This is a genomic window from Stenotrophomonas aracearum (genome assembly GCF_031834615.1).
Taxonomy (GTDB): Bacteria; Pseudomonadota; Gammaproteobacteria; order Xanthomonadales; family Xanthomonadaceae; genus Stenotrophomonas; species Stenotrophomonas aracearum.
In genome coordinates, this window is sequence record NZ_CP115543.1 from 4,088,229 (window position 1) to 4,099,903 (window position 11,675).

Annotated in this window: 10 protein-coding genes; all 10 read right to left on the reverse strand. The window is 62.3% G+C overall.

The features are described 5' to 3' along the window. Nucleotide 1 precedes the first annotated feature (1 nt). On the reverse strand, nt 2-775 hold the full coding sequence (locus PDM28_RS18360) for a flagellar hook-basal body protein (RefSeq protein ID WP_311183154.1): 774 nt from the start codon (nt 773-775) through the stop codon (nt 2-4). Nucleotides 776-786: 11 nt separating this feature from the next. Continuing rightward, nucleotides 787-1,476 carry a flagellar hook-basal body protein gene (locus tag PDM28_RS18365; RefSeq protein ID WP_311183155.1) on the reverse strand — a complete coding sequence of 230 codons (690 nt, stop codon included), beginning with the start codon at nt 1,474-1,476 and terminating at the stop codon, nt 787-789. A 3-nt stretch (nt 1,477-1,479) separates the two neighbouring features. After that, nucleotides 1,480-3,540, reverse strand: a complete 2,061-nt coding sequence (locus tag PDM28_RS18370; RefSeq protein WP_311183156.1) for a flagellar biosynthesis protein FlhA — start codon at nt 3,538-3,540, stop codon at nt 1,480-1,482. Further along, the gene (locus PDM28_RS18375; RefSeq protein WP_311183158.1) at nt 3,537-4,604 is read right to left on the reverse strand and encodes an EscU/YscU/HrcU family type III secretion system export apparatus switch protein; all 1,068 of its coding nucleotides are present in this window, start codon (nt 4,602-4,604) and stop codon (nt 3,537-3,539) included. Before PDM28_RS18375 ends, PDM28_RS18370 begins: the two co-directional genes overlap by 4 nt. 2 nt (nt 4,605-4,606) lie before the next feature. Next, on the reverse strand, nt 4,607-5,365 hold the full coding sequence (locus PDM28_RS18380; protein WP_311183159.1) for a flagellar biosynthetic protein FliR: 759 nt from the start codon (nt 5,363-5,365) through the stop codon (nt 4,607-4,609). 3 nt (nt 5,366-5,368) lie between these two features. Then, complete coding sequence (locus PDM28_RS18385) at nt 5,369-5,632, reverse strand: flagellar biosynthetic protein FliQ (RefSeq protein ID WP_068854410.1); 264 nt, start codon at nt 5,630-5,632, stop codon at nt 5,369-5,371. Next, a complete protein-coding gene (locus PDM28_RS18390; protein ID WP_311183160.1) occupies nt 5,629-6,696 on the reverse strand; it encodes a tetratricopeptide repeat protein in 1,068 nt (355 codons plus the stop codon). The genes PDM28_RS18385 and PDM28_RS18390 overlap by 4 nt, the downstream gene beginning before the upstream one ends. Nucleotides 6,697-7,415: 719 nt before the next feature. Then, nucleotides 7,416-7,691, reverse strand: coding sequence for a DUF6966 domain-containing protein (locus PDM28_RS18395; protein ID WP_311183161.1), 276 nt, complete (start codon nt 7,689-7,691; stop codon nt 7,416-7,418). Next, nucleotides 7,688-11,128 carry a LysM peptidoglycan-binding domain-containing protein gene (locus PDM28_RS18400; protein WP_311183162.1) on the reverse strand — a complete coding sequence of 1,147 codons (3,441 nt, stop codon included), beginning with the start codon at nt 11,126-11,128 and terminating at the stop codon, nt 7,688-7,690. The genes PDM28_RS18395 and PDM28_RS18400 overlap by 4 nt, the downstream gene beginning before the upstream one ends. Before the next feature lie 96 nt (nt 11,129-11,224). After that, nucleotides 11,225-11,674 (reverse strand): hypothetical protein, encoded by a 450-nt coding sequence (locus tag PDM28_RS18405; RefSeq protein ID WP_311183163.1) that lies wholly within the window; start codon nt 11,672-11,674, stop codon nt 11,225-11,227. Between the last annotated feature and the right edge of the window lies 1 nt (nt 11,675).

Below are 11,675 nucleotides of genomic sequence, written 5' to 3' on the forward strand. Positions count from 1 at the left end.
CTCAACGCCTCAGGTTGTTGATGGTGTCCATCACCTGGTCCGCCGCCTGCAGTACGCGAGCATTGAGCTGATAGGCGCGCTGCGCAAGCACCAGGCTGGACATCTCTTCGATGATCTCCACGTTGGCCATTTCCATCTGGCCCTGGCGGAGCTTGCCCGCACCGTCATCGCCGGCACGGCCGTAGACCGCCGTACCTGCCTGCGCTGTAACCGCATAGAGGTTGTCGCCAATGGAGCGCATGGCGTCAGCCGCAGCGAACCGAACCACCTCGATGGTTCCCACCACGGTGCGTTCCAGTTCCGCCGGCATCTGCACGGTCACCTCCCCTTCCGGCGAGATCCGCAGGTCGGCGCCTTCGCGCGGAATCTGCACGTCCCCGGACAGCCTCAACCCCTGGAAATTGCGCAGGTAGCCGTCTTCGTCCAACCGGAACTGGCCACTGCGCGAGTAAACCAGGCTGCCGTCGGTGGCCTCGAACTCGTAGAAGCCATTACCGTCGATGGCGACATCCAGCGGGCTGCCGGTCTGGCGCATTTCGCCAGGTTCGAACGAAGTGCTGGTGGAAGTGATTCGCACGCCACCGAGGCGCTGTTCCGGCTGGGACTGCTCAAGGGTCTCGCCCAGTGCTGGCAGCGGCGTGGCGATGTCCGCGAAATTGACCCGGCTGGCCTTGAATCCAGGCGTCTGCAGGTTGGCCACGTTGTTTGAAATGGTGTCCAGCTGCCGCTGGCCACTGCGCAGGCCGGTGGCCGCGATATGCAATGCGTCGATCATGGATATCCCTCTCAGTTCTCGCCGATCTTGTTGATTCCGGTGTCCAGCACCTGGTCGTAGGTACTCATCGCCCGGCGCACCGCGTCGACGTGGCGGGTCAGCTCCATCAGTCGCAGCATTTCGTCGGCCGGGTCCACGTTGGCCTGCTCCACCGCGCCCTGCACGACGCTGCCCTGCCACTGCGCGGGTGCACCCTCATAGCGGTAGGCACCATTGCCCATGCTCCGCAGCTGAAGGGGTTCGGCAACGGCTACCAGCTGAAGCTGGCCGAGTGGCTGCTGGCCAGCCCACAGCTGGCCGTCGGCCTGCACGCGCAGCGGCGTGTCTGCGCTCAACTGACGGGGGTCGATGCTGATCGGGCCGGACTGGCCCAGCACTGCGTCGCCGTGGCGGGTCACCAGGTTGCCGTCCGCGTCGAGCTGGAAGCTTCCCGAACGCACCAGCAGCTGCTGGCCCTGGCGCTCGACCACGAAGAAGCCCGGCCCACGGAGCGCGAGGTCGAATGAGCGACCGGTCTGCGCCAGGCTGCCGTCGCGCTGGTCGGGCACCACGCTCAACCCGGCCTGCGTCGCGAAGTCGCTGCCCATGCGCTCGGCCCGGTAGCCCGGCGTCTGCAGGTTTGCCACGTTGCGGCTGATCGAGGCCAGTGTGTCCACATCCGTGCCCAATTGTCGGCCCAAGGCCTGCAAGGTATCGGTCATCGCTTACTGACTCCGGATGGCGGCAAAGGAGCGCACTGGCAGCGTGGCCGGGATCTCGTTGAGGCTGATCACCGCGAGGTACGGCATCGAGCGCGAGAGCAGCTGGCGCAGCGAGCGACGCACCGGGCCAGGACAGAGCAGCACCGGTACCAGGTTGCGGCCCATCATCGACTCGCTTTGCGCAGCCAGGCTTTTCATGAATCCATCCAGCTGCGCGATCTCGCCGAACAGGCTGCCGCGTCCCTCGCTGCCGCGCACGCTGGACAGCAGCTCGTGTTCGAGTTCCGGCGCCAGCGTCATCACGTGAAGATCGCCATTGGCGTCACGCAGGCTTTGGCAGATGCTGCCGCCCAGGCGCTCACGAACCCGCTCAGCGAGATCCTCGGCGTTCTTCACGGTTCGCCCGGCGTCCACCAGCACTTCAAGGATGGCCTCGAGGTGGCGCACGCTGACCTGCTCGCGCAGCAGAAGCTGCAGTACCTTCTGCACCTCGGAGTAGCTCAGGATGGCCGGCACCAGCTCTTCCACCAGCGATGCGTTCTGCTCGCGCACCCGCTGCAGCATCCGTTCGGTGTCCTGCCGGGTCAGCAGGTCCGCTGACTGCCGCTTGACCAGCTCGCTCAAGTGGGTGATCAACACCGTATCCGGCTCGACCAGCGTGTAACCGGCGGTGCGTGCGGTCTGCCGTGCCTGGGGTTCGATCCACTGCGCGGGCAGGCCGTAAGCTGGGTCGCGGGTATCAGGGCCTTCCAGGCGTGCGCGCTGGCCGCCGGGATTGATCGCCAACACTCGATCGGTCATCAGGCTGCCTTGTCCCACACGGCACCCATGGAAATGGACCTCGTAGCTTTCCGGCGGCAGCTCGCTGCGCTGCTGCTGCACCTTGGGCATGACAAAGCCAAGGTCCTGCGCAAACTGGCGCCGCAGGTGTTCGATCCGCTCCGCCAGGTCGCTGTCTGGGCCGGTAAACGTATCGAACAACGCGCCTCCAAGGCGGACCTCGATCGGCTCGATACGCAGCAGCTGGCCGATCTCCTGCGGAGCCACAGCCCCGGCCTCCAGACGCGGCAGTTCAATGTCGGTGTGTTCTTCGGCCTGTCGTGCCTGCTCAGAACGCATGGCCAACCAGGCCAGCGCCCCCAGGATGCACAGCACCACCAGCACCGGCGCCACCGGGAAGCCAGGCAGCACCAGCACGATCAGCAGCACCACCGCCACGATGACCAATGCCTTGGGGTTGGCCAGGATCTGCTTTGGAATTTCCGACCCCAGCTGCGCGTCTGCGGCAGCGCGGGTGATGATGATGCCGGTGGCCACGGCAATCACCAGCGACGGGATCTGGGTGACGATGCCGTCGCCAATGGTCAGCAGGGTGAAGCGCTGCACCGCTTCCCCCCATGGCAGGCCAAGCTGGGCGATACCGATCGCCAGGCCTCCGACGATGTTGGTGAGGATGATCACGATACCGGCAATGGCATCGCCCTTCACGAACTTGGTGGCACCGTCCATTGCACCGTAGAAGTTGGCCTCACGCTCGATCTGGCGACGCCGTTCACGCGCCTCCTTCTCATCGATGAGCCCCATGTTCATGTCGGCATCGATGCTCATCTGCTTGCCCGGCATCGAATCCAGGGTGAAGCGCGCGGCGACCTCCGCCACGCGCTGCGCACCGCTGGTGACCACCACGTACTGCACGACCACAAGGATGATGAAGACCACGATGCCCACGATGTAGTTGCCGCCCACGACGAACTCGCCGATCGCGTTGATCACCCGGCCGGCATCGGCACCCTCCAGGATCAGGCGGGTTGCCGAGACGTTGAGCGCGAGCCGGAACAACGTGGACAGCAGAAGGATGGTGGGGAACGTGGAGAACTTGAGCGGTGAATCGGTAAAGAACGTCACCAGAAGGATCAGCAGCGCCATGCTGATGTTCAGCACCAGCAGCAGGTCCAGCAGCATCGGCGGCACTGGCACGAACAGCACGATGAGCACGCCCAGCACCAGCGCCACCATGGCCAGGTCGCGCTTGCCTTCCCAAAGCTGGGCGAACAAGGCCTTCATGCCGCCGCCCCGCGCTGCGCCCACAGTCGGCGATAGAGCGGCGCAAGCGTTCCGTACTGCGACTCGGGCACCATCTGGTCGATGTCGCACTCGCGATACAACGCCCGCGCCAACGTCATGGAAGGCCAGACCGGCACGCTGTGGCGCGAGGCCAGGCTACGGATGTGCGCTGCCATCATGCCCGCGCCCTTGGCGATCACCACTGGACCAAGGGTCTGGCCCGGCCGATAGCGCAGGGCAACGGCCACATGGGTGGGGTTGGTCAAAACCATGTCGGCTTCCGCGACACGACCAAGCGCACGGCTCTTCTTCAGCAGTTCGCGCAGCTTCTCGCGGCGACGGCCCTTGATGCCGGGGTCGCCGTCACGACGTTTCACTTCTTCCTTGAGCTCACGCCGGCTCATGCGCATCTGCCGCATGAAGTTGCGACGACTGAACATCAGATCTGCCAAGGCCACCAGGCCCAGGATCATCAGTACGTACACCGAGGTGCGGACGAAACCGTGCAGCAGCAGGCTGCCGGCGTCGCCGGGAGACGTGCGCATGGCGGATTCCACCAGTTGGGTGGCGTGGCGTACCGTCAACCAGCACAGCACCGCCAGCAGCAGGAACTTCACCCCCATCTTTCCAAGCTCCCAAAGGCTGCGCAGCGCGAACAGCCGCTTGAACGCCTGGGCCGGGTTGAGCCGCTTCGGGTCGGGCGTGAGCGGGTGGGTAGTGAAGATCAGACCGGTCTGCAGGACATTGCCCAGCACGGCCGCCACCATCAACGCCAGTACCAACGGCATCAGCGCATGACCCAACGGCGCGCAGATCGACGCGATGCCGCGCATCAATCCCATGCCCGGCGTGGGTGCACTGGCCGCCACCTGTACCATCGCGCGGGTGGCGTTGGCCAACGCCGCGGTGATATCCCCGACGGTGAGCGTCAGCACACTGGCGAACACAATCAGTACCAGTACGCCGGTGATGTCCTGGCTGCGCGCCACCTCGCCCCGCTTCCGCGCTTCTTCGAGCCGGAACGAGGTGGGCTGTTCGGTCTTGTCCTGGTCGGCATCCGACATGCTCAGCCTCCCAGTACCGTAGGAACGCGCGCGAACGCGTCATTGAACAGACGCGAGAACAGCGTGGGCACGAATGGCAGTGTGGCCATCAGCAGACCGACTGCAGCCAACAGCTTCAGCGGCAGCGCAAGGAAGTACACATTTGCCTGCGGCATCGACCGGGTGGCATAGGCAACACCCACATCCACCAGTAGCAGGCCGAGGATCACGGGCAGGACAATCATGAAGCCCAGCAGGAAGCTCTGGCCCAGCATGCCGGCCAGGCCATCCCACTCAAGCCGCACACCGCCTCGACCCAGTGGCACCGTCTGCAGGCTCACCGCCAGCATGCGGTAAAGTTGCAGGTGGAGGTCGAGCACGAAGAAGAGCGCAGTGGCAACCAGCATCAATGCGGTGCCGAACACGGCCTGCATGTCATTCTGGCTGCCCGGGTTGAACAACGCACCGGCGCTGCTGCCCGCCTGGATGTCCAGCACCCAGCCTGCCGTGTGCAATGCGGCATTGGGTAGCATCACCGCCAGACCAAATGCCGTTCCAATCAACAGTTCGCCGCAGATGGCGGAGATCCACGCCGGTCCGCCCTGCAGCGAAACGGCCGCCGGCATCAAGCTGGTGCCCAGCCATGCCAGCAGCATCAGTAGTGCAATACGCACCATGCCGGGCGCCCAACGCAGCGGCGACAGCGGAACCAGCAGGACAGTCGGCAGGAACCGCAGCATGGCGAGCAGGTAGGTCGTCAGGAAGTCATGGAGGGCGGGCATTGCTCAGAGTCCCGACGCTGTCTCGAACATGCGGCGCGCCAGCTCTACCGCTACGCCCAGCATCCATGCACCAAGGGTTACGCAGACGATGACCACCACGATGATCTTGGGCACGAACGTCAGCGTCATTTCCTGGATCTGGGTGACAACCTGAACAATGGAGATGAGCAGCCCCACCACCAGCGTAGCCAGCAGGATCGGGGCACTCATCTTGACGGCAGCGAGCAGCGTTTCGATGAGCAGACGCATCGCGAAGTCTGCGGTCATCGGCTCGGCTTCGCCCGCCCGGTGAGGATGCGCATCAGGGCATCAGAGAATGCCGGGATAGGCATACCTGCCTCCACCCCGGCCGAGCTCAACAGCGACGCAAGCCCCTGCTGGGCCAGCAACGCTTCGCCCCGGCCGCTACGCAGCACCACCTGCGCGTACTGCGCGGTCATGGAGCGCGGATCCAGCCGGAACGCACGCTTCAGCGCCTCCTCGGCTTCATGGCGCCGACCCTGAAGTGCGTGCACCAGTGCAAGGCCACCGTGGGTGTCACCGAAGTTTCGATCCACAGCAAGTGATTGCTCGAAGCTCGCCTGCGCTGCGACCACGTTGCCCTGCAACAACTGCGACCACGCCAGTGCGTGCCATGTGCCGAGGTGCTCGGGCATGGCACGGGCGGCCTGCTGAAGGGTGCGCTCGGCATCCGGCATGCCCCCCTGCAACATCTGACTCTGACCCAGTCCGGACAACGCGCGGCCAGAACCCGGATGCGTGTCTGCGGCGCGCTGGAAATAGCCCAAGGCCACGGCGGGCTCAGACCGCAGCGCGAGCGATCCAAGTACCAGCAGCGCCTCATGTTGATGCGCCTGCAACGCAACCGCCGCGTTCGCATGCAGCTGTGCCCTGCCGAGCTCATCGTTGTCGAAGAGTGCCAGCGCAAGCACACCCTGCACCTGCGCGTCTGCTGGGTGTTCCGCTCCAAGCGCACCGAGCATTGCTACCGCATGCGTCAGGTCGCCGGCCAGCATGGCCAGGCGTCCCTGCAGCAGCTGTAGCGAGGGGTTGCGACCGTGCTTTTCCTGCGCGGCCGCAGCGGCCACCGCAGCATCATCCAGCCGCCCAAGGCACATCAGCGCAAACGCGTAGTCATGGTCGACCGCAACGTCGCTGTCATACTGACTTCGTAGAGTTTCCAGGCAATGCAGCGCAGCGCTGTAGTCGCCCACGGAAAGTGAGAGCTGGGCCAAGCGGTGACGGAAGCCGGGGCTTTTCGACGCAGGGTGATCGGCTAGAACGGCATAGGCATCGCCTGGCTGACCATCGAGCACCAGCTCGTCAGCCAACGCCCATGCCAATGTTTCGTTTCCCCGATCTGACGCCAAAAACCCGCGCAAACGCGCGGCACGCGAATCCGTGCGGACCATGATTGGTGACTACCCCTAGCTACCACTCGCCGCAGCCCGGAATACCGGGCCGCCCCCTGAACATCCCCTGCATGGGTCAGCCCGAGCGCCGATCATAGACGTGAGTTTTGCGTGAAAGCAAGGGTCTTTGGATAACCACTTGGTGCAAGGGTAGAATGAAGTTTGGGTCTTGCGCGCAGGCCAGAACAGTAGTAGCGATGGATGATTTGGCAAATCAGTTATGTTGCGAGCAGACAGTGGCCGCATAGCCGGCCCGCCGCCAATTGAACAGAGGCACTGGGAATCTTCACCATTACTTGCACAGCAAAGTCCGGTCGATTGCACAATTCCACTGATCTTGACCTACTTTGTGCGCGGCTTATTCCTCATAAGACAGCTCTTACTATTAATTACGATTCTGTAGGCGTCTTCAAGAGCTGATACGGATGTCTGCCGGCATTCCGCGATCCACCGAACCTGCACTGTACCTCGTGGAGGATAGGGCCTTCGGCCAGTCAATCCACCCGATGCATGCGTCTAGGCGGACGACCCTCCAACAAGACCGCATAGCACCAGAGCCACGTTCTCGCAGCAAATGGGCCGGAGCGAGTGAGCATTCCTATTGCTGCGGATGCGCGCTGGCGAGACCAAGGAGTAGGCTAATTTCGGCTACAGAGCGTGTAGAGCCTCTCCCTGAGATCATCAAATTCATTGTTCTCTTTGACCGCGGGCCTCCCCTCCAGATATAGAACTATGTCACTCAGTGAACCCATTCCTCCATACATTGCCAATATCCTCGCCTCTGCGGAGATTGGATCAATCTTCAGATCACGCTGATGCCGTTCAAGCGCAAGAGCCCAATCTGGCAGTGAGCTAGCTCTAAGGAGCGTGATCATTCTGCAAATAATGAAATCGATGTCCTGTACTTTTGTCATCTCAATGGTCTCGAACCAAGAACTTCTACGCCGTCAATTTGCCAAGGCTTTAGCACGACGATTTGTTGGGTGCCACCGACATAGATTCCCCCCTGCGAACCCACCTCTCCGACGTAAACCTGTGTTCCCTTGGGGATTTTAACCGCGAACGCGGTATCAATTGGAGATTTTCCGCCCCCTGGCCATACCGGAAGCACGGCTTTGTCCACCCGGCTCTGCAGCGCACCCAGCGGCCGGTCGCTACTGAAGAACTGTCCAAGCTCCGTATCCTTGGTCCCTGCTCTGTAGAGAACAGTGTCCTGCTCGAGGACAACAACTCGATAGCGGCCGCCCGAGAACGTGGCAGCCACGGAGTCTGCTAACGGCCCTGGTTCGACGAGTGAGTATGCCCCCTTTGTCTCACCAAGGCTTCTGACGCCCCACCCATCCAGCTCCCTTGCCGCCAAACCTCTCGCTGCAAACGGCGCATACTCCGTCACGCCCTTTGCCAGGCGGATGCCTTGCTTCGTGATGCCAAATATCAGGGTCGCGGACTCCACGGCTCCAGCGGCCGTCACTTCTCCATTCGAGTACTTGAGGTGTGGAATGTCATAGATGGTGTCAGTGCCGCGGAGCGCCCAGCCTACAGGCGTGGTCAGCGTTGTAAGATTTATCGCGTCTATTCCGACGTTTGCGACCAATTTGAGAGGGCCGGTCAAGATGTCCAATCCCTCGGGCTTTGTCCCCCGCCTCATGGCATCCGCAGCCGTGGGCGCAACTAGGGATGTTGCACTTATGCCTATCGTCTTCAGCTCTTCTATGTCGCTAAATCGGTACTCCATACTTGCCGTGTAGTGCACGGGTGCGTAGATACGCAAAGCAGGACTACCATCAGGGGAAACCGCCTGCACGGCAGGTAGGTTGGTGATAACAGACTCTGGCGAATAGGGACTTGATTTCCCATTGGCAAGCTTATAGGCGAGCTCGTACTTGTCTTGCTGATTGAGGCCGCGCATGTCGGTGAGGGGCTCAGCCCATGCGATCAGCCTATCCGAATAGCTGGCAAACTCCGGGCTGTCATCACGATATCGCCCATCAATACCACGCCTTGCTTGTGGCGCAGTTTTTGCGGAGGTCGCAAGTGGCGCTCCATCGGCCGCATCGTCCTTCATCGCGATCGTGCGTTCACGGACATTAGTGGTGCCGCTCTGGAAGTCAGCAATCAGAGACTGCATCCCCTGCTCGCTCTTCGCGCTCAACTCTGCGTTGATCTGGCTGAGGCTTTCGTTCGCTTCCTCCAGGCTGCGCTCGAATCGATTTGAGTAAGGCGCTGCAAGCTCAGTGCCCAACGCATTGCCAAACGCGTCGGCAACCCTGTCGCCGGTGTTCCAATGCTCCTTGGATTTGAGCGCCTTGCCGACACCGTAGGTAACTGCGCCGGCAACGAAGTTGAGTGCCGTATTGCGTGCCACTGCCGTCCAGCTAAAGCCCTCCGCTCCATCAGTCCTTGCAACGACGGTCGTGTTTCCATCCAGCCCGGACCTGGTATCGGTCCCGAACATGCCCGACTTGTTCACCCCTTGGCTGATTGCAACCGCTGCGAGGTTCTGACCCAGCTGGCGATTGCTCCAGCTCACGTCGTAGCCGGCCCACTTGGCGTACTGGTAGTTGGTTGCATAGCTGGTCGCCGCGTAAGAGTAGGCGTTGGCGCCACCTACATAGGACGCGGTGTAGGCAGCTGCGGCGGAGACTGCGATGCTCTTGTAGTCGATCTGACCCGGCATGCCGTGGCCGATGGGATCGAAAACGGTAGTAACCGCATCGTTGGCATTGCCCTGGAACGGATTGGCGGTCATGCTCGCCCACCGACTCCAATCGAACTGCCCATTCAGCATTGCCGCGCTGACCTGACCGGCATGGTTGCCTGCGGCTGCACCCGCTGCGTATGCAGCTTCCGCGTTGCCAGAGTAATACGCGACCACTGCGGTCACCACCACCTGCACCACTATCGCAATGACCTTCGACAGTGCGCCACACTTCTGCGGCGGCGGCGGCGGGATGAAAGGCAGCCCAGGTGCGGTGCTGCCAATGGCTGCTCCCGGATCGTAAGGCTTGAAGGTGTTTGCGTTGTTGCTGCTTACCGAGCTTTCAGGCGTATTGATCCGTGTGCCGGCCCCAATCTCCGCATCGGCATCACCAAATCCGTTAGCGTCGGCCAGCACGTACCACAGCTGATCAGTGCCGTAGATGCGCTGGGCGATGGTGCGCAGGGTGTCGCCGGCCTGGGCCACGGTCTGCCCGCCGCCGGCGTCATAGCCGCCCCGCCCTGCCAGGCTCTGGATCTGCTGGGTGTTGTATGGCTTGTTGAGGAAGACGCCTTGGTAGCCTTCACGAATTTCCGCAATCTGCTGGCCGTTGGCGTGCACCAGCCGTGAGTTGGCCGGCCCGGCCATGCCGTCCTGGGTGAAGGTGCCGTTGCTGGACAGCAGGCCTTCGCGACGATTGACCACCTTGCCGTCCGCGTCGTTGGCGTAGTAGCGCATGCGGTCGTCGATGTTGCCGTTCTGCAGCGGCGTGGTTTCACGCTGCGAGAGCAGCCGACCGTATGCGTCATAGGTCAGTGTGTTGGTAGTCGTGCGGTAGCTGCTGTTGCTGCTTGTCGCGGTGACGGTCTTCTGCAACCAATTCTCGCGTCCCTCATAGGTGGTTGTGTAGGTGTGGGTGTACTGCGGGGTGACATACCGGTAGCTCACCATCCGGCCGAGCACGTCGTAACCGCCGGCGTAGTCGGTGCCTGAGCTGAAGTCGAGCACGCCCAGATCGGTGGACTCGCGCCCACCGACGTTTGCGTTGCCCATCAACCACATCTGCCTGTTGTCACTGCGCTTCAGTGTCTGCTGGACAGTGATGCGACCGTCGCCGTCGTAGGCACAGGTTTCCGCGGCAGACAGCCAACCGCCGTAGTAGTACGTGTCGTAGTACTCGTAGTGCTCGCCCGGCCCGGTGCCGGTTTCGTGAACCCAGTAGCTGTTGGCTGCGAAGTAGCTCAGCGAAGCGGTCATGTGGTTGGCCGCGTCATAGGTCAGCTGCTTGCGAATGCCACCGCCTGCCTCGAACACACCATTGCGGATGGTGTCGGTGTAGTACTCGAACTGACGGCTGCCGCGCAGATCGTAGGAAGTGCGGTCGATCCAGTACAGCGACAGGCCATTGGCGGTGCGGTTGGTAGTGCGCGAGACCACGTTGCCGGCCGCGTTGTAGGCCAGGCTGTAGGAGTCCTCGTTGGCCAGGGTCAACACGATCTGGCCGTTCTGCAACGTAGCGTTGTTGACCAGGATGCGGCTCTCGCCGTCGTAGGTGTGCCAGTACTCCTTGGTTTCAGCCGGTACCGCGCCGGTACCGCTGGCGACCGCGACGTTGCCCAGGCCGGACGGCGGTGCGCCGCCCGCGATGTTCACCGGACCGGCCCATGGGGTCAGCGTCGATGTTGCACCCGCTTGCGCGGTGCGGCAAAGGCTCCAGACGGTGGAGGAGTGGGCGCGGGTGCGAAAGCTTCAACCGGTCCCTACGCGCCCAAGCGCCCAATTCCGGCGATTAGCTCGAACATCTTCGAGAAGCTGCATTGCATCGACCGTCCTTTCCCCAGAGCCCCGCACGTACGACTCCAGCGCGTCGCACAGAACGCCGTAGAATTCTTGACCGCTCATGTAAACCTCTGGATGCGCGAGGTTGTATGCCTCGGGCTCTACATACGCGCGGAAGCTTGCCCACGTTGGCCATGATTCGTAACCAGGCTCGCCCGAACTGGAAGATGAATTACGTCGCTCCACTTCCCATCCTGGCTCTCCTGAAGCCCCGGCAAAATAGTGTCCATCCGTAGCAAGCCAAGATAGATCATCCAGCCTATCTTCCATCAACAGACAGTTGACAGAAAAGACCATCGCAGCATTTGGATTCTCCTGTGGCGAGAACCCATTGAAGAAGTCAAACTTTTTCGCACTCATC

Coding starts and splice junctions, on each gene's coding strand:
- PDM28_RS18375 (WP_311183158.1), bottom strand. CDS start 4,604: ATGTCGGATGCCGACCAGGACAAGACCGAACAGCCCACCTCGTTCCGG.
- PDM28_RS18370 (WP_311183156.1), bottom strand. CDS start 3,540: ATGAAGGCCTTGTTCGCCCAGCTTTGGGAAGGCAAGCGCGACCTGGCC.
- PDM28_RS18380 (WP_311183159.1), bottom strand. CDS start 5,365: ATGCCCGCCCTCCATGACTTCCTGACGACCTACCTGCTCGCCATGCTG.
- PDM28_RS18365 (WP_311183155.1), bottom strand. CDS start 1,476: ATGACCGATACCTTGCAGGCCTTGGGCCGACAATTGGGCACGGATGTG.
- PDM28_RS18385 (WP_068854410.1), bottom strand. CDS start 5,632: ATGACCGCAGACTTCGCGATGCGTCTGCTCATCGAAACGCTGCTCGCT.
- PDM28_RS18360 (WP_311183154.1), bottom strand. CDS start 775: ATGATCGACGCATTGCATATCGCGGCCACCGGCCTGCGCAGTGGCCAG.
- PDM28_RS18395 (WP_311183161.1), bottom strand. CDS start 7,691: ATGACAAAAGTACAGGACATCGATTTCATTATTTGCAGAATGATCACG.
- PDM28_RS18405 (WP_311183163.1), bottom strand. CDS start 11,674: ATGAGTGCGAAAAAGTTTGACTTCTTCAATGGGTTCTCGCCACAGGAG.